16 protein-coding genes and 2 pseudogenes are annotated in these 18,014 nt (G+C 37.4%); 11 read left to right on the top strand and 7 right to left on the bottom strand.

Annotation, left to right across the window (positions count from 1 at the left end; genetic code table 11):
- Window positions 1–247: 247 nt before the first annotated feature.
- Together JI723_RS17375 and JI723_RS17370 are read right to left on the bottom strand one after the other, a co-directional pair.
- Window positions 248–1,240, bottom strand: a complete 993-nt coding sequence (locus JI723_RS17375) for a pyridoxal-phosphate dependent enzyme (RefSeq protein WP_337979974.1) — start codon at window positions 1,238–1,240, stop codon at window positions 248–250.
- A 41-nt stretch (window positions 1,241–1,281) separates the two neighbouring features.
- Window positions 1,282–2,139 (bottom strand): GHMP family kinase ATP-binding protein, encoded by an 858-nt coding sequence (locus JI723_RS17370; protein WP_337979600.1) that lies wholly within the window; start codon window positions 2,137–2,139, stop codon window positions 1,282–1,284.
- A 1,210-nt stretch (window positions 2,140–3,349) separates the two neighbouring features.
- Here JI723_RS17370 and JI723_RS17365 point away from each other — a divergent pair.
- The 10 genes from JI723_RS17365 (at window position 3,350) to JI723_RS17320 (ending at window position 11,815) form a co-directional block, all read left to right on the top strand.
- Complete coding sequence (locus JI723_RS17365) at window positions 3,350–3,718, top strand: helix-turn-helix domain-containing protein (RefSeq protein ID WP_319067148.1); 369 nt, start codon at window positions 3,350–3,352, stop codon at window positions 3,716–3,718.
- 127 nt (window positions 3,719–3,845) lie between these two features.
- Window positions 3,846–4,367 carry a fimbrial protein gene (locus tag JI723_RS17360; RefSeq protein ID WP_319067146.1) on the top strand — a complete coding sequence of 174 codons (522 nt, stop codon included), beginning with the start codon at window positions 3,846–3,848 and terminating at the stop codon, window positions 4,365–4,367.
- 83 nt (window positions 4,368–4,450) lie between these two features.
- Window positions 4,451–4,978, top strand: a complete 528-nt coding sequence (locus tag JI723_RS17355) for a fimbrial protein (RefSeq protein ID WP_070925400.1) — start codon at window positions 4,451–4,453, stop codon at window positions 4,976–4,978.
- Between the two features lie 67 nt (window positions 4,979–5,045).
- Window positions 5,046–7,550 carry an outer membrane usher protein gene (locus tag JI723_RS17350; RefSeq protein WP_337979599.1) on the top strand — a complete coding sequence of 835 codons (2,505 nt, stop codon included), beginning with the start codon at window positions 5,046–5,048 and terminating at the stop codon, window positions 7,548–7,550.
- Between the two features lie 129 nt (window positions 7,551–7,679).
- Complete coding sequence (locus JI723_RS17345) at window positions 7,680–8,429, top strand: fimbria/pilus periplasmic chaperone (RefSeq protein ID WP_140182730.1); 750 nt, start codon at window positions 7,680–7,682, stop codon at window positions 8,427–8,429.
- A gap of 55 nt (window positions 8,430–8,484) precedes the next feature.
- Window positions 8,485–9,108, top strand: a complete 624-nt coding sequence (locus JI723_RS17340; RefSeq protein ID WP_319067141.1) for a fimbrial protein — start codon at window positions 8,485–8,487, stop codon at window positions 9,106–9,108.
- Window positions 9,109–9,235: 127 nt separating this feature from the next.
- The gene (locus JI723_RS17335) at window positions 9,236–9,655 is read left to right on the top strand and encodes a fimbrial protein (RefSeq protein ID WP_337979973.1); all 420 of its coding nucleotides are present in this window, start codon (window positions 9,236–9,238) and stop codon (window positions 9,653–9,655) included.
- A complete protein-coding gene (locus JI723_RS17330) occupies window positions 9,655–10,173 on the top strand; it encodes a fimbrial protein (protein ID WP_337979598.1) in 519 nt (172 codons plus the stop codon). Before JI723_RS17335 ends, JI723_RS17330 begins: the two co-directional genes overlap by 1 nt.
- Complete coding sequence (locus JI723_RS17325; RefSeq protein ID WP_337979597.1) at window positions 10,170–10,733, top strand: fimbrial protein; 564 nt, start codon at window positions 10,170–10,172, stop codon at window positions 10,731–10,733. The genes JI723_RS17330 and JI723_RS17325 overlap by 4 nt, the downstream gene beginning before the upstream one ends.
- Window positions 10,734–10,912: 179 nt before the next feature.
- On the top strand, window positions 10,913–11,815 hold the full coding sequence (locus JI723_RS17320; protein WP_337979596.1) for a hypothetical protein: 903 nt from the start codon (window positions 10,913–10,915) through the stop codon (window positions 11,813–11,815).
- A gap of 108 nt (window positions 11,816–11,923) precedes the next feature.
- On the opposite strand, the gene JI723_RS17315 is transcribed toward JI723_RS17320, so the two are convergent.
- The 5 genes and pseudogenes from JI723_RS17315 to JI723_RS17295 all read right to left on the bottom strand — a co-directional run bounded on the left by JI723_RS17315 (window position 11,924) and on the right by JI723_RS17295 (window position 16,840).
- A complete protein-coding gene (locus tag JI723_RS17315) occupies window positions 11,924–12,658 on the bottom strand; it encodes an outer membrane protein (protein WP_319067135.1) in 735 nt (244 codons plus the stop codon).
- Between the two features lie 255 nt (window positions 12,659–12,913).
- Window positions 12,914–13,003 (bottom strand): annotated as a pseudogene (locus tag JI723_RS17310) (Arm DNA-binding domain-containing protein); the annotation flags it as partial.
- A 37-nt stretch (window positions 13,004–13,040) separates the two neighbouring features.
- A pseudogene (locus tag JI723_RS17305) lies at window positions 13,041–14,148 on the bottom strand (IS3 family transposase).
- 637 nt (window positions 14,149–14,785) lie between these two features.
- Complete coding sequence (locus JI723_RS17300; RefSeq protein ID WP_337979595.1) at window positions 14,786–15,790, bottom strand: tetratricopeptide repeat protein; 1,005 nt, start codon at window positions 15,788–15,790, stop codon at window positions 14,786–14,788.
- Between the two features lie 12 nt (window positions 15,791–15,802).
- On the bottom strand, window positions 15,803–16,840 hold the full coding sequence (locus JI723_RS17295; protein ID WP_337979594.1) for an FKBP-type peptidyl-prolyl cis-trans isomerase N-terminal domain-containing protein: 1,038 nt from the start codon (window positions 16,838–16,840) through the stop codon (window positions 15,803–15,805).
- A gap of 807 nt (window positions 16,841–17,647) precedes the next feature.
- On the opposite strand from JI723_RS17295, the gene JI723_RS17290 reads away from it, so the two are divergent.
- Window positions 17,648–18,001, top strand: coding sequence for a helix-turn-helix domain-containing protein (locus JI723_RS17290; protein WP_140183264.1), 354 nt, complete (start codon window positions 17,648–17,650; stop codon window positions 17,999–18,001).
- Window positions 18,002–18,014: the final 13 nt, after the last annotated feature.

Raw genomic sequence — 18,014 nt, 5'->3', positions numbered from 1 at the left:
AATTCTAATTTATGATTTATATTGTAACAAATTGATTGTATCTATAATTCATGATGCTTTTAAAATAGGTAATAAGTAAATTTAAGCTTATTAAAAAATTAGTTAATTAAAAAGAAAATGGAGTATGTCTTTAACAAAATATTCTTTAATTAATAAGTAAGTTAGGATTTTATATTTTAAAATTAAATTCACTCTTGATGCGATAACTATTCATTATTTAAAATACTAACTAGTCTTGATAATTATTTTAGCTTTCTATATGTATTAGTGAAGTAAATTCACATAGATGGCTTTTTTCTTTTCTATCCCACAAATAACGTGACCAAGGTAGTGCTAATTCATTGGCATGATTGATAATTTGAGGTTTAAATTGTTCGAGTGGTTTCGCTTCATGATGACGAGCAAAAACACTCCCTGCATATCGATGACCCGTATCAGGAGCAATAACTAAACAAGGGGTACTGGGATTGCGCTGAAAGAGATACTTTCCAACACAATAACTGCCTCCACTAGATAGACCTGCATAGATGGCATATCTCTTGATTAATTCGACAGTACCGCTGAGGCAACAATCGAAAGAAAGCCAATCGATAGAGTCATAGTTCTCATATTTCACATTACGAAAATCAATAGCACTACCAATGCCTGCGATAATTATTTCAGGATCATAAACATCTTGGGCACCAAATGTCACACTACCAAAAGGTTGTATTCCACACAGTGTTATCTTAATGCCTTTTTGGCGTAAAAATATCCCTAACGCTCCGGTTGAACACCCCGAGCCGATCCCACCTAATATAGTCAGTTTTTCTGTATTAATATCATTAAGAATAATGTTAGCGAATGCTTCATACCCACCATAATGAATATCATCATGATATTGTTGCATCCAATAATAATTGGAATTTTCTTTTAATAATTGTTCTACTTTTTCAACGCGATAACTTTGATCTAATTTTAAACTACCAGCGGATGGAACGCCTTCAACATAAGCCCCTAATAATTCAATCTGAGTTTTCATTGAGGGTTCTACTGTTTTTGAGGCGATAATATGACATTTTAATTGATACTTATGGCAAGCGAGTGCTAGCGCATAAGCATATATTCCACTGGAACTGTCAATAAGGATAGAATGTCGATTAATAATTTCCCGCTCAAGAAGGCTTTTTACGGCATATAGCGTTGAATAGATTTTCATCGACTCAAACCTAGCAAGATAAAAATTGTTTTCGAGCTTCACAATTTTAGGTTCTTTGAGCGCCTCTGCGATATGGTCGTATATCAAAATATTTCTCCATAACACGGTTGTAACCCATGTGTTTTGATGAAATCAAACACGAAAGTTAAAGTATCCCTATCTGGTGGTGAATAATAAAGGTAACCAAGTAGTGAGCCTGTATGTGCGACGACCATGCCATCTGCAAGGTTATTTTTAATTTGCTTTTTAAAATAGTGATAAAATTGTTTAGGCAATATACCTTGTGATAATTCAGCACTATTTGTTGAACATTCAATAATTTGCATTTTGTTACCAACAGAATAGGCTTGGCGTACACGCTCCAATAGCTTCTGATAATTTTTCCGTTCATCTCGGTAATAAGATACTAATATGTCACGAGTTTGCGTTGTATCGACTGTCTTATGTTCTAATCCATAAATGCAGTAAATTCTTCCTGAAGGTCTGTAAATATCAATAATTTTTTGTTGTTGACTTAAATATAAACAAGGAACATCAATAAATACTGAGTCTGAGCGCTCTACACCATATAGGCAGGTAGTTATATCGTCCAATGTTAAACGGATCCCAAATATTTTACTGACACACCTCAAGGCAGATATAATATCAGCAGTAGAACTAGACATACCTACACCAATCGTAATATTACTAGTAAAATCCCAGTGACCCGTCAGTTGTTTTATCGCGATCTTTTCAAAAAATATCGATAATGACTTTGCAACTTTTTCTTTTTCTAGTTTGGCCAGATTGCATGCCTTATCAGGGATAAATTGTGCATAAGTTGAATTATTTGATAATGCTGAAATAACAGATATTTCTATATTATCCTTATTAAAAAATGGGCCTTGATACAGTTCTCCTAATGTACCGCAACACTTTGCTATGTAATAGGGCGATTCCATTTTTTTTCCTTTGTCATACTCAATATGTTCAGTGCTAGGTGTTCTTATATTGAAAAATAATTTCTCTATTATTGATTTATAACAGTTATAGATATGTTAATTAATATCTGTAACTACTTCTGATACAATTAAGAGTATCAGGTCAATAAATGATCATTATTAAATTTATTGGTTATTGGATTATGAAAAATTTCTGATTTAACATTTTTATTAATTTTTCATTCGATCGTCGTGTAGTGTTGCTGACATGTGGATTTTCTACAAATTGTTGGGGGCCTTTAGATGATGTTAAGAAAATGTTCTTTTAGAAAAAATAGCTAGTAATCATATTTTATCTAAAAGGTAAATGAGATTTTTTATCGTGGCCAAGCAAATTTTAAGGTAGGGAATTTAATTTGAAGTGCTTTTTTTAGGGGAAAGTAAAAACTAAAAAATGCAATTATCTTATTGTGAGTATCCCAAAAGGATTGTTTTTTCTATAAAAATAAAAATCATTTCTATTTATAATTTAAATATATATTAATTTTTTCAACTCTAAATAGACTATTTTTTTCTATGAATTTAAATTTAATTTCATATTATGTATTTATTACATTAAAACCCTTTCAGTTTAATTTTAAAATCAGAATTTAAATCTATTTATATAATAATTTATGATATTTTAATCTATTTGTTTGGTTTTTGTTCTTTTTACTCTTATTTTGGGTTTAATGCGGCTCCTTTCTGTGTTGCTGTATTTTATCTTATTGATAATAAATAATTTATTTTTACGGTAATTATTTTTACAATGTAATAATTATGACTGTTTACTATTTTTGGCATTTTATGCTGTTTTGGTGTGAACATGTCAGTCATGGCGACTTTTAATACTATTGGGTTATTCTTTATTTGACTTTTTTTCTTTAAAAAATATTTGAGATTTATGTTTTAATATATTGATATTATTGATAATTATTGTTTTTGTTTTGATTTTTTATTAAATTTCACTTTTTCTCTTAGTATGTTTTTTACTCATTTGACGTTAGTTTTTGGGTTAGGTAAATTACGCTCATCCAGAGTATTTTAGGTGTGACATGTGTTGAGCTTTTTTGATGCATTGAACTTTTTTCGAATTTATTTGCGTTATTTTATGCTGTCGATCTCATCGTGATTAATTCTATGAGATAAACGTAAATTCAGTAGCTAAATTAAGCTTTAGAGACTAATAGGTGTGTTAGAGAATATAGAGTTAAATCAAAAATTACTTATTGATGATAAGAAGATTTTTACCATAGAAATTGGAAAGGAAATCAAAAGATTAAGAAGGCGTAGAGGGCTAACTGGACAAGAATTAGCAGATTATCTTGGTGTTTCTCAGCAGCAACTATCTCGTTATGAATGTGGTATTTGTGCAATTAAATTAGATTATTTAATGGTTCTTTTACATTATTTGGAAATATCAGTTGATGCTTTCTTTAAAAATGTTCTTGTGAATGTTTTTGAAGAAAATAATGAGATTGGCTTCCGTTGTTATAATATTTTTTTTCCTCTTGATAATGACTTGAAATATCAAGGGTTAAATAATGGGGTTTTTTCTTAAGAGTATTTTTTAAATTTTAAGGTGTTTATTTTTTACTGAAAACCTTAGTAAAGGTTTGTTGTATTATTTCAATTAAGGAACTTAATTTAATGAAAAAATTATTTTATCGACATTAATTTCTGGCGCAATGAGTGCTTCTGCTATAGCGGTAGATGCGGGTAAAGGTACAGTAACTTTTACTGGGTCTATTATTGAAGCGCCTTGTTCAATTGCACCTGGTGATGAAAGCCAAACAATTGATTTAGGACAAGTGTCTAATGTGACTTTACAAACAGGTGGAATGTCTTCTGCTCAACCTTTTGAAATTCATTTACAAGGTTGCACATTGAATGCCGAATATAAAGATAAAGATGGCGTGACACAAAAATATAACAATATGGTTGAAGTGAAATTTGAAGGCACTGAATGGGTTAATAATGGTAGCAATACCGGATTGATCCAAATTACTGGTGATGCATCTGGTGCGGGCGTTGTTTTGATGAATAAATCAGGTGCGAAAATTAATATTAATGATTCAACTGTTGAGCGTGCTTATACCTCTGGAAACAATACATTAAGTTTTCAAGCGGCTTTGCAAGGTTTATCTGATGCGACAGTAGTGCCTGGTAGCTTCCAAGCTGTCACCAACTTTACTTTGGCATATAACTAATCGTAATTAGTTATTGTTAATGATGTATTTCCCCTAACGCTTTAATTTGTTAGGGGATTTATTGAGAGAGAAGGATGCCATATATGAAAGCTATCTTTGTCAGCGTACTGTTATTTGTTAGTCAATTTTCCATTTCATCGAGTGTACAGGCGCAATCTCCATTATGGGGAAGCGTTAATATGAATGGCAGTATTGTTGATTCAGCATGTGCGATTGATATTGGCTCTTATGAACAGGTTGTTGATATGGGCGTTTTACCTGTAGGAACAATACGTCAGCAAGGGCAAGGCCCCATTCACCCTTTTTCTATCATGTTAATTGACTGCACTTTAACGCCTTATATGGGATCGCCATGGCAAGCTTTTACTGTGACTTTCGATGGTCCAGCTTCTGGTGATTGGTTTACGGTCTCTGGAGATGCTCGTGGTGTGGCATTGTTATTACAAGATGCTGACGGACAGTTGATTTACCCTGGAAAAACGACTGAAAAACAAGCGATGACATCTGGAAATTTGGTATTGCGTTATGGATTGAGGTTAGTTTCCGATAATAACCCTCTACGCCCAGGGGAATATCAAAGTGCCCTGCGTTTTAAGCTCGATTATTACTAATTATAAAAAATCACGTTTCTTTTTTTAGTTTGTATTTCGCCTGATTTGATTTTTAGGGATGTTATTTATGTCTTCATCACAACCTATATATTTTCGCTTAAGTAGTTTAGGGTTAGCCATTATTTTTTCAATGTATGGTTTATCGACTCCATTATGGGCTACTGAAACAATTGAATTCAATACAGAGGTATTGGATTTAGAAGATAAAAATAACATCGACTTAAAGCAGTTTTCTCGGGCTGGTTATATTATGCCAGGCACCTATTCTTTTACATTAAAGGTAAATGGCGAACAACTTTCTGAAGTATCAGTACCTTTTTATTCTCCTGAGGATGACCCTCAAGCAAGTCAAGCCTGCATATCCACGGAGATCGAGGAGCAGCTGGGATTAACTTCCTCGGCCAAAAAAGAGCTGACTTGGTGGCATGATGGGGAGTGTCTTGCACTACAGAGTTTACCGGGGATGCAGGTTAGTGGGGATTTAGCGACGTCATCATTGTATGTGAGTATTCCACAAGCTTACCTTGAGTATACTGCGCCTAGCTGGGATCCGCCATCACGTTGGGATGAAGGAATTACCGCATTAATGTTGGACTATAACGTGAATGGTAATGCCACTAAATCTTATAGTAGTAATAGCGATAGCTACGCATTAAATGGAAATGGTGTCGTTGGCGTGAACCTAGGTGCTTGGCGCTTTCGTGCAGATTGGCAGGGGCGTTTAAATCATATTACAGGCTCAGGTGATGCAGTTAATAAGGATTTTGATTGGAATCGATTTTATGCCTATAGAGCGCTCCCATCACTCGCTGCAAAATTAGTGCTGGGAGAAGATTATCTCGTTTCTAATATTTTTGATTCATTCCGTTTTATCGGGGCGAGTATTCGTTCTGAATTGAATATGCTCCCGCCAAACTTGCGTGGCTACGCGCCTGAAGTGACAGGAATTGCGAAAACGAATGCAACAGTGATAGTGAGTCAGCAAGGACGAGTATTGTATGAAACACAGGTTGCGCCAGGACCCTTTCGTATTCAAGATTTAAGTGATGCGGTTAGCGGTAAATTAGATGTTACAGTTGAAGAACAAGATGGTACAACTCAGTCTTTTCAAGTGGATACAGCAAGTTTACCTTACTTAACACGCCCTGGACAAATTCAATATAAAGTCGCATTAGGCCAGCCAACAAATTACTTGCGTCACAGTGAGGGAGACTCCTTTGTGACCGGAGAGTTTTCGTGGGGGGTAAATAATGGATGGTCATTATTTGGTGGTAGTCTTAACAGTAAAAACTACAATGCGCTATCACTGGGTATTGGGCGCGATCTATTAGCATTTGGAGCCATATCTTTTGATATTACCCAATCCTTTGCGCGCTTACCGCACATGGGAAATTTAAACGGTGGTTCTTACCGTATAAATTACTCGAAACGTTTTGAGTCAATTGATAGCACGATTCAATTTGCGGGTTATCGTTTTTCAGAGCGTGATTTTATGTCGATGTCTGACTTTTTAAATACATTAAAAACAAGTCAGCGCTATGGAGGAAGTAAAGAGTTATATACGATATCACTGAATAAAAATTTTGGTGATTTAGGTATGTCGTTATATCTCAATTATAACCACCAAACATATTGGGATCAGCCAGATAATGATTATTACAGCATTATGCTATCGAAATATATCGATATTGGCCCAATAAAAAATGTCAGTATTAACTTATCGGCAAATCGAAGTATTTATAACGGTGTTAATGATGACAGCTTATATCTTTCAACCTCATTTCCATTAAACAATGGTGCTAATGTAGGCTATTCGTTGAGTAGTAGCCGTTACGATACTACCAATCGAGCGACATATTATGATCGTATTAATGATAGAACAACCTATCAACTAAGTGCAGGCAGTAGCAGAAAAGGTGGAACAGGGAGTGCGTTCGTTACCCATCAAGCTGATGTTGCACGCTTAACGGCTAATGTGAGTTATATGCATAACCAATACAGCGCATTTGGTTTATCGGCCAGCGGTGGGATGACGCTAACCCCAGAAGGCGGTGGTTTGCATCGTCTCAATACGCTTGGTGGAACGCGCATGTTAGTTGATACGGATGGCGTCTCTGATGTGCCAATCAAAGGGATAGGCGCACCAATCACGTCCAATATGTTTGGTAAAGCAGTTGTTGGTGATGTGAGTAGTTACTACCGTAACAAAGCCCAAATTGATTTAAATATGCTGCCAGACAATGTCGATGCACAACAATCAGTCGTGCAGGCGACACTGACGGAAGGTGCTGTGGGTTATCGCCATTTTGCTGTGGTGTCAGGGCAAAAAGCAATGACGGTTCTGCGGTTGCCGGATGGTAGCCATCCACCATTTGGCGCTCAAATACAAAATAGTAAAGGACAAAATACAGGGATCGTTGGTGATGCGGGAAGTGCTTATATTAGCGGTATTAACCCTCAAAGTGTGATGACGGTGACTTGGGGAGAGGATAAAACGTGCCAGGTAACATTTCCTAATCAGTTTGGTTCGTTACAGGATGTATTACTGCTGCCATGTGCACCAACAATGTAACCTGTCTCAATGATGACTGCAAAACAATAATATTATTTGCGAGCAAAGTGACCAAATAAACTCAAAAAATTGCATGCATATACAGCGTGTAGTTTAAGAGAAAACATAGAAATAAAAGGTAATATAACAATGCAATTAACGACTTCTTATCGTGCCGTGATCAGCCTGATCAGTTTGGCAATATTCAGTAGCTCTGCTTATTCGGCAGTATCAATGGATAGAACACGTATTATTTTTGACGGTGGACAAAAATCAATTTCACTGAATATTTCAAATAATAATAAACAGCTGCCCTATTTGGCTCAAGGATGGATTGAAAATAAAGAAGGGCAGAAAATTCAATCGCCATTAGTTGTATTACCACCTGTGCAGCGTTTAGAACCAGGTAAATCAAGCCAAATAAAAATTGAAGCGTTACCTGCGATTAATTCATTACCACAAGATCGTGAATCTTTATTTTATTTTAATTTACGGGAAGTACCACCTAAAAGTAATAAGCCTAATACATTGCAAATAGCCCTACAAACACGAGTTAAATTATTTTATCGACCGAAAGCGATAATACCAGAACAAAATAATGCGCCGTGGCAAGAGAAATTAACCTTAGATAAACAAGGTGAGCGTTATATCGTGAAAAATCCAACGCCGTATTACGTCACGATTATTAATGCAACGACCAATGGTAAAGCCTCTGATGGAAAAGACTTTACACCTGTTATGGTGCCTCCGTTTGGACAAGATGATTTAGGCCTCAGCGTGAATCAACTCGGGAATAACCCTGTGCTGACTTATATCAATGATTATGGTGGCCGCCCTAATTTGACCTTCCGTTGTCAGGCGTCGAGTTGTCAGGTTGTACCAAATGATAAAAGCGAATAATTCAAATGAGTGCCTGACTAACGGGGCTCATACTGACTGGCAGTAAGGAGTGAGAATGAAAGGCTTACAGAGAAAAAACTTTTTTCGATACGGCTTATTAACCATAGCGTTGAGCTGTATGGCTTTACCGAGTCAGGCAGAGGACAGCAATCGCAGTATTTACCGTCCAGTTGATAACTGGAATGTTGATGGGCAGCATGGGATTGTTTATGTCAAAGGTTCATTAACTGAAAGTCCATGTCGTTTGGCTATGACTTCAAGCTATCAGTCGATAGACATGGGAAATATAGACATAGCGACTTTACAACATAATGGTAAGGGAGCACCGGTACCACTTCAGATTGAGTTAGTGGATTGCTTAGAAACCGCAACTCGACTTGAAAATGTCCAAACTGGAATGACGGCTTGGAGCTCATCTCAGCCAGCGGTGAAAATTCGATTTGTTGCGCCTTCGGTACCTTTTTACAACGATTTTGTTCGCGTAAGCGGTGTAAAAGGCTTGGGACTCGCGATTACGACACCAAGCGGAGTTTTATTACCCCTAGGGCAAGAAAGTGAACCTCAGTTATTGCCTTCAGGACAAAGTAAGCTGACTTATTATGTGACTCCTGTCCGAACGGGGCAGTTACAGCCGGGTGCATATTCAGCCTTAATTGCTTTTGAAATGCTGTATGACTAAGTAGGAATGCGACATGAATATAACAAAATGCCGCCTCCCTTCATGTCTAATGACTGGAAGTGCGAAAGGATTACTACTGGGAATATTGTGTTTATTTTCTAATTTCGTTATGGCGGAAATCTAGACCCTGACCGTTAAAGTCACAGTAGTCGAAAAAACCTGTGATATCTATGGCAATCAAGGTCCTAATCAACCCATTACTGTCGAGATGGGCGACCTTATTATCAAAAATATTGATGGTAAACGATATAACACTGAGATCCCTTATATCTTAGAGTGTGAAAATTCAGCCGACAATCCCGCATTGAAATTGAAAATTAATGGAACGCAGATGGCAGGACAAGCAGCAAATGTGTTGAAGACATCAGTGGATAATTTGGGGTTAGCCTTAAAGGCGGATAGTAGCAATCTTAATATAGGCGCATGGCATAAGTTTAATTATAAAACTCGGCCTAGATTGAGCGTGACTCCAATTGCCAGTGGTACAGGAGGCATTAATGATGGAGAGATGACGGCCTCCGCCACTTTAAGTGTGGAGTATCAATAATGAGGCTAAAAACAATATTAAGGTTAAGTGTTTTTGTATCAGTAAGTTTGCTATTACCGATGGCACATGCTGTTGACGTCAATTTCACGGCGAATTTAATTCAAAACCCACCGTGTGATGTGTCTGGGCCTGAAGGTATGAATCAACCCATCAAAGTCCCATTCGGTGAAGTTGGTATTACTAAAATTAACGGGGTTAATTATCAAAAAGACTTTACGCTAACGCTAAGTTGCGGTGCAGGATTAGGGCAGTCGGTCGCTTTATATCTAGAGTACCGAGGCATGGTAGCGCCTTTCGACGATAAGGCATTACAAGCCAGTGTACCAGGACTTGGGATCCGTTTATATCACGAGGGGCAGGTAATTCCACCGAATACGGGAACCCCAATAAAAATGTCGAGTAATGGCAGCGCTGATTTACCGTTATATGCGGTGCCTGTCAAAGATACTGACCCTTCAGTGACCTTGTTTGAAGGGGAGTTTACTGCAACGGCTAGCGTGGAGATGAATTATCCATGAATAGACTCAATGATAGGGTAATACGCTGGATATCAATAAGTGCAGGCCTATTACTTTGTAGTTGCTTGCCATTAACTGCTCAGGCGATGAACAGTAATGATATTCAGTACAGCGGAAAGTTGATTGCATTGCCATGCACAGTCGATCCTCTCTATGAAAATTTTGGGGTTGATTTTGGTGGCAATATTAATTCGAAGGATTTGCTGAATGGACAACGCCGTTATAGTAAGGAAGACATCCAATTTCATTTGACGGATTGTGATACTTCTTTGGGAAATAGTATTGCAGTGAAATTTAGCGGTGTTTCGACGACAGACAATGGATTATTGAATGTGGATACGGTGAGTCAGGCAAGTGGGATAGCAATAGGTCTGGAAACTCCAAGTGGGGTAGCGCTGCCAATTAATAATACTCAAGTAGAGCCTATAATATCGATAAAAAAAGGGGATATGACTATTCGGCTGCGAGCATATGTGCAGGCGGTGGAAGGCGCAACGGTAGAAAGTATTCAACCGGGTTTTTTTACAGCGGCGCTGACGTATAGCTTGGTATATGAATAGTGAAAATACTTCAATACGAGCTGAAAAATGGGCAATAGCTAGTAGTAACTTTTTTGGGCAAGACCTATATCGTTAGATTGAGTTCTAGGCTTAATTTGTTTTAAACCTCTAGAAGGGACTTGAGTATATATAACTGACCTTCCTTTCTTATTATATTGGTGTGTGTTGACGAGAATAATATGAAATCATTATTAAACTTAATTATACTAATTCCATTCTTTACATTCGGAGATAATTATGAATTAGAACTCAAGTACCCCTTGCCTGGCTCTAGTTGGATTATGCCTGATAAAATAACTTGGATTTCAATTGAGAATATCCGTTCTCCAGGACAGCTTGGGCATAAGGCAACGTGTGGTTATACCAGTTCTAGTGGTCCGAATTTTGTCCCTTGTAATACATGCACATTTAGCAGTCGTATCTCGTACAAAAGCATAAACGGAAAAGAAACAGTTAGATGGTCAGATAGAATTGACTTGCCAGGTTCCTGCCATAATTATAGCCGTGATAGTCTTATTCGTGCTCTCACTTTCAAGACTGTTGATTTGGGTTATAGTTTTGGGTCTGAAGGCCAGAATGAAATGACGGCGGGCACAGCTGTTTGCGCGCGGCTATATGGAGTAGGTAACACAGGACATGTAACTACTCCTTGGGATTTCGAAAACAATGGGACTCCACTTCATTATGGTTCAACATGCAAGTATATCAAAGCTGCTCCAGTCCCTCCGGTTTGTGTAACTTCTGTACCAAATATTAACCATGGTGTTATTAGCCGTGAACTCGTGGCAGGACACGTCGCTACTGGACAGGGCAGCATTAACTGTAATAAAAGTGCAAATGTGAGTATTTATGTTATGTATAATGACCCTGTATCGAAAACTGATGTAATGAAATCCCCCTCTGGCTCCCAACTTTCTCATACTCTTACTATATCCTTGGACGGAAAAGATTATGTAAATGCTATAGAGTCCACTATTGAGGGTGGGAATATCCCCATTTACATCTCTGATACATTAGGAACAGAAGCGGCGGTTGCAGGTGAATACCTAGGTAGTACGGTTATTGTATTTGATTATAGGTAGCAAAAATGGCTCCTCTGGTTTTTTTAAATTAATAAATTAGAGCTTTTTTGCTGAAGGTTAAATAGGAAAAAATAGTGGCAGATGCCACTATTGCGGAAATATAGATAACTAAAAACGATATATAATACCTAACATAATGTCATTTGTTTTTACTTTAATTTTCGATTTAGACTCAATGTAGCTTATATCAGATTTCCCTGCGTCTAAATAGCGATAGCTCAGATCTAATGCTAAGTTTTCATTGAAGGTATATTGTGTTCCGACTCCGAAACTCCATGCGAAATTAATCGCTGTTTTGGATTTTGAATATGAATCAACATCACTTACATCAGGGGAATAAGGTATTTCTGTATATTCGTATGTTGTTTTATGTTTTAAACTTGCAATTCCTAACCCTAGGCTAATATAAGGAGTGAATGCACTACTATTTCTGAAATCATAATAGGAATTGGCCATAAAGGTATTGAGGGTGATGTCATTCTTCGCATCATCGGGATCCCAATAGCCATGAGATCCAGGTGTACCATAGGAGGATGTCGCTAGATTATAATGAGAAGAAGCTTTATCTCTCATTGTTATATCGAATTCAGTCCGAATAGGTAGGCTAAACATATCATAAAAATCATATCCAACCGAGATCCCACCACCAAATACTCCTTTGGTTTTGTTTCCACCATGATAAGTTTCATCTAATCCATCTTCTGATATCCATTTTTGGTCAGACAACTGGACGATTGAACTACCTAATTTACCCGTAATATAAACGCCATTGTTTGCATGTGCGATATGGCTAAATAATATCGCGGTGACAGCTAAGCCAAGTGTGCTTTTTGGTAACCCCATACTTATTCTTATACATTTACGAATGTCCCTTTATCATGAAGACGCTCTATTTTAAATTAGCATTATTTTTAACGAGGGCTAAACCTAACACAAATTTCATGATGGTTCTTTATACAAATGCTAAAAATTTAACGTGAGTTTGAAATAAATAACGATTAGGTTTTTTCGGAGGATATTTTAGCGAAAAATAAAAGAATAAATTTAGTTTGAATTGTGTTCTAACTCATCAATATAATCCTCATACCACTGCATTATTTCACTTCTCCCTTCCAAACCAAGAGAAACATCAGGGTAAACACCAATCGATAATTTTTTCTCTTTACCTGAGAAGCGATATTTCATTCGTCAGTAACGAGCGCCATTAGGTTTTGTCCACTTCCCATTAATTGAGACACACCAAACTAGAATTTTCTAACTGTTTACGATATACCTCCGGTGGGAGGTGATTTAAACTTTCATGGGTTCGGTTAAGGTTATAATCTTGTTGCCAAAACCACACCATTTCTCGAACTTGGCTTAATGATTTAAATAAATACGCATTTAAAAACTCACGGCGAAACGAGCCATTAAAACGTTCGATAAAGCCATTTTGTTGCGGTTTACCCGGTTGAATATGGCACAGTAAAACTTGGTTATTCTCACAATAATTCAATAGATTAACTGAGATTAATTCAGGACCATTATCGACTCGAATTTGTTTCGGCAATCCTCTTTCGGTTTTTAAACGCTCAAGCACTCTGATAACGCGCTCCGCGGGTAACGATGTATCAACCTCAATCGCCAAACATTCACGCGTTCCTTCATCAATAATATTGAGTGTTCTGAAGCGCTTACCACAATATAAACTATCATGTACAAAATCCAGCGCCCATTGAACATTCGAGATTTTTTCAATCACTAATGGTCTTTTTTCTCGTTTCGGAAGTATTTTTTTTACTCGCCGTTTCAGGTTTAGCCCCAAGCGGCAATAAACGCGATAAACTCTTTTATGATTAAAGGGATAACCTTGAAATCTTAGCCGAAAATAGCATTTCCAGAAACCTGACTGAGGTGATTTTGCTATAACAGTTTGTATGGCATCGATCACCACACTATCTTTTTTACGCCAATCTAACGGCTGACGATAAAACGAGGCTCGGGGTAATGATGTTAATTTACAAGCTTTACTGACTGATAAACCTGCCTCTTTTAATGATTGAGCACAGGACTTTTTCTCAGCCATTACCAACCCTTTTTTGCGAAAAGCTCCTTCATTGCATGATTTTCAAGGCTAACTTCTGCAAACATTTTTTTAGCTTGGTATTTTCGTCTTCAAGCTCTTTTAATCGTTTAACATCATTAGCTTCCATACCACCGTACTTTGATTTCCAGTTATAGTAAGTCGCGTTGCTGATCCCATTTTGACGGCAAATATCTTCGACTTTCATACCAGAGTCAGCGAGTTTTAAAATATTAACGATTTGAGTTTCAGTAAAACGGGCTTTTTTCATCATGACCTCTGTAATGGTTAGGGCAGAAAATCTAATTATAGCAGTCTTATTTTAGGGGAAGTGGACAGCATGAACACATTTATATTTAAAATCAAACGATTAAGTAAAGGCTTTGTTTTTAAAATTAGCGCGTGGGCTCTGATTGGTATGTTCGTACCGTTCTATTTGAAAAGGGATTGAGATAGGATGGGGGCCTTGAGATTACTGACTTGGCGAGGATTTATTGATTTTGCACTAAAGAATATAGATTTATTTTACGTTTTTTTGCATTCTATTTTGCATACTAATGCTCTTATTTTAGGCACGTTTAAACGGTATTTAAAGGAGAATTGGGCAGTGCTCAATCATCCGGTATAACAGTCAACTAGAATTGGAAACTGCTTTAGGAACTTTTTAGTAACTACCTCTCATGTTGTGCAAGATTTAAACAATTTACAGTGTTTGCAACTATGTATGGATGAAAATAGTTTCTAAGTTACAGAAGAGTTTTTTGTTCTTCAGTGGTTTTGTTGTAAATACCTTATTTATAATACAGTGAGCTAAATTCGTCCTAAATACTACCTGTGCTCTATAAGTGTTTTAATTTGTTCTACAGTAATCAATTTTCTTGAGTATCCCTTAAAATAACAATCGAAATTCAGTTTTGAGTATTTAGCGCTAAACAGGCCTGCTGTAGCCCATTGTCACAAGCCAATTGGAAGTAATAACGTGCGGCGTAGTGCGAGGTTTGCGCCACTTGGCCTTTTTGGATCAACCAACCTAAATTGTATTGAGCATAGGCATTATTTTGTTCCGCAGCACGCATAAACCATTTTTGCGCCAGCTCAATGGAAACGGGTACGCCATCACCTTGATAATAAATCAACCCTAAATTTAACTGGGCATCGTTATCCCCTAACTCAGCAGCTTGCGTAAAGTAGCTGAGTGCTTTTTCTTTGTCTACTTTGCCACCTTTACCTTGCCAATAAAACCAGCCCAAATTATTCAATGCATAAGCATTGCTTTGATCTGCGGCGGCTTGATACCACCTGATTGCTTCTGCCATGTTGGGTTGGCCGCTAGCGCCATTTTCATATAACCAACCCAACATATTTTGTGCAGAGGCATGCCCTTGTTCGGCAGCGGCTTGAAACCACTTGAGTGCTGATTGTGCAGATGATTGATTATACTGACTTTCTTCCATATACAACCATCCCAGTTGATGCTGTGCATCAGCTTCACCTTGTTCTGCGGCTAACGTTAGCCAATGTAAAGCTTCCGATCGCGATTGTTCGACACCTCTCCCTTTTTCATAAATCAATCCTAATTGGTATTGCGCTGGCAAACTGCCTTGTGTGGCGGCAGATTTAAACCAGTGAATGGCTTTTGGCCAAGATTGCTCCACACCCAATCCTGATTCATACAACGCAGCAAGGTAAAGTTGTGCATCAACATTGCCTTGTTCAGCAGCTTTTTGAAAGTGCTTCGCTGCCGATACATAATCAGGGGGGCTGGCTTGGTAATCACTCAGTCCCTCTTCAAAATGTTTAGTGGCATTGATGGCTTGTGTGGCAGATTGCTCTTTTGGTACGGGCTGGTTATCGCAACCTGCCAGTAGTAAGGGGCTGATAAGTATAAGTGTCCCAACATGTCTTTTCATCATATCCTGCTGACCTTATTGTATTGGGGAGTTTTGAATATCGGCAATGCGCAATGTGTAAATTAACGAAGCGCCCGGTGGAACGGAGGGTGGGTAGCCTTCATCGCCATAGGCTAATTCAGGTGGCACCACAAAAGTAATTTCACCGTGGTTTTGTAAATGACGGATCGCTGATTGGAACAGTGGTGGATAGTTATCAAGCGGTAGGGTCAAGGATTTATTTTGCAGCTCCATATCACTGACGACGGTACCATCGAGTAACGATTCTTTGACTACAATGCTTATCACATCGTTGTCTTTAATTTTACCTTGTCCTAGATAATTAATTTTGTAGTCATAGCCCATCGGGTCTGATTTCACTTCTTTTTGTTTTTTCCACTCCGTTAAGAAACGTTTGGCCAATGCCAACTGCTGAGTTTTTTGCTCGCGTTTATTTTTTTCCATCGAAGCTTGTGAGGCAATGAGCGCTGCGTGTAGCTCGGTGGGGGAAAGTTGCATGCGTCCTTCGATGGCATCGGTGATCCCCGCTAGGTAAGCTTGTTTATCCAATGATTGCCCATAGGACTGATTATCTTGATGAAGAGTGAGTGCATCTTGACCGATGGCAATTCCCGCGGCATAAGCTTGGCGTAGCGAGTCATTTTTTTTCAGATCATCGGCGTTAAAAGTGATTAAGGCTGAATTTGCCTGAGAGGCTGCCTTATTTTTTTGAGTCAATAATTGCAGGTTATTGTTAAGACGCTGAACATCGGCTTGCAGTTGCTGAAGTTGTTCTCGATACTGTTGTTCACGTCGCTGGCTGGCGTACAGTTGTTGTTGCAATATTTTCAATTTGATTTGGGGTAATTGGATCCCCGTGGATGAAAAGACGTCTGGACTATTTTCTGTTTGCTGAGCTTTACGAGCTTCATATTCTTGTGCGAATTGAAGCAACCCCGGCAAACTATTCTGTTGAGGTTCACTGTGTGCGCTCGGAATAATGAAAAGAGCACTGAACAGACTGAATGAAAATATCCAATGACGTGAGGGCCACACCCGAAAGTACGCAGCCATAGGAGACTCCTTAAATAACAAAAAACAATCATTAAAAACAGAGTTAACTATCAAAATAAAAGGGATTAATTTATTTTCATTCAGTTTGCCTATGACATGGGAAAATAGGATCGAGTTAATAAAAACAGAAATAAACCCCGTGATACGTCACATCACAATACGGACTGGATTGTGGGAGTGTTTTCTGTTTTTATCCTTCCGAGCAATTAAATAAAGATTACAAATTTAATTTTCAATAATCAATCAGAATTTAGAACTGTGGGTTTTCAGTAGAATAATGCTGGAGGAAATTTTTGGGCTGCGGCATTAAATAAAGCATGATGCAGTCTATAGTGGATAATCTAAAAATGATTTTTTTTTTACAAAAAAAGAAAGAGATACAAATGTTGAACTAAATAGATTTTTTTAAGTGTTTGATTGGATTGGTTTTTAATCTTTTTTTAGGAAACAAAATAATTTATTTCGTTCCCTTTTGTGCTAACTAATTTACTCGACACTTTTTGCAAAATCAAACCGCATTTTATAACACACAGGTTATATTTACATCCCCACTAACTCATATTAAGTGTATCAAATTTTACTCCATTTAGGAGTGATGCGGCTTGGCGGGATCCGTTCTTAATTTGAGTGGATTTTATTGATAGTGATTTATTCTGCCTTAATCAATAATGGATGGTAATATAGTTTTGATTATATCGAATATCATAAATATTCATATTTATTAATCGATTAATTATAAAATACAACAAAATAAATTATTTTGTTGCGTTATTGGGTTGAAAAAGCAAACACAGCAGGAGTGTTAAAATGAACGACCTTTATTTCGATCTACGCTCTGAATCTGATATGAGAACCGTATTTACTAAAGCAGTTGGTCAAGAAATATATCGAATACGCCGTAGTAGGGGCATCACGGGAAGGGAATTAGCCAAGGAATTGAATGTTTCGCAACAGCAAGTTTCTCGTTATGAACGCGGGATATGCAATATTACGGTTGATACGTTGATTTTAATTTTGAATGTTTTGAATGTGTCGGTCGATGGTTTTTTTAAACAAGTGTATTTGAATATTTCTGATTTGCAAAAACAGATTGATGAAAGTTATCAGCGGGTCTTTCTTTCATTAAAAGTGAGTGATGAACAGGTGTTTAAATTTAATTAAACCAATAAATAAA

It is taken from the genome of Providencia manganoxydans (assembly GCF_016618195.1).
In the GTDB taxonomy this organism is placed as follows: Bacteria; Pseudomonadota; Gammaproteobacteria; order Enterobacterales; family Enterobacteriaceae; genus Providencia; species Providencia manganoxydans.
Note: the sequence above shows the minus strand (reverse complement) of the source record. Positions and strands in the feature narration are given on the sequence as shown.

Coding starts and splice junctions, on each gene's coding strand:
- JI723_RS17370 (WP_337979600.1), bottom strand. CDS start 2,139: ATGGAATCGCCCTATTACATAGCAAAGTGTTGCGGTACATTAGGAGAA.
- JI723_RS17360 (WP_319067146.1), top strand. CDS start 3,846: ATGAGTGCTTCTGCTATAGCGGTAGATGCGGGTAAAGGTACAGTAACT.
- JI723_RS17355 (WP_070925400.1), top strand. CDS start 4,451: ATGAAAGCTATCTTTGTCAGCGTACTGTTATTTGTTAGTCAATTTTCC.
- JI723_RS17350 (WP_337979599.1), top strand. CDS start 5,046: ATGTCTTCATCACAACCTATATATTTTCGCTTAAGTAGTTTAGGGTTA.
- JI723_RS17345 (WP_140182730.1), top strand. CDS start 7,680: ATGCAATTAACGACTTCTTATCGTGCCGTGATCAGCCTGATCAGTTTG.
- JI723_RS17340 (WP_319067141.1), top strand. CDS start 8,485: ATGAAAGGCTTACAGAGAAAAAACTTTTTTCGATACGGCTTATTAACC.
- JI723_RS17330 (WP_337979598.1), top strand. CDS start 9,655: ATGAGGCTAAAAACAATATTAAGGTTAAGTGTTTTTGTATCAGTAAGT.
- JI723_RS17325 (WP_337979597.1), top strand. CDS start 10,170: ATGAATAGACTCAATGATAGGGTAATACGCTGGATATCAATAAGTGCA.
- JI723_RS17320 (WP_337979596.1), top strand. CDS start 10,913: ATGAAATCATTATTAAACTTAATTATACTAATTCCATTCTTTACATTC.
- JI723_RS17315 (WP_319067135.1), bottom strand. CDS start 12,658: ATGGGGTTACCAAAAAGCACACTTGGCTTAGCTGTCACCGCGATATTA.
- JI723_RS17300 (WP_337979595.1), bottom strand. CDS start 15,790: ATGATGAAAAGACATGTTGGGACACTTATACTTATCAGCCCCTTACTA.
- JI723_RS17295 (WP_337979594.1), bottom strand. CDS start 16,840: ATGGCTGCGTACTTTCGGGTGTGGCCCTCACGTCATTGGATATTTTCA.
- JI723_RS17290 (WP_140183264.1), top strand. CDS start 17,648: ATGAACGACCTTTATTTCGATCTACGCTCTGAATCTGATATGAGAACC.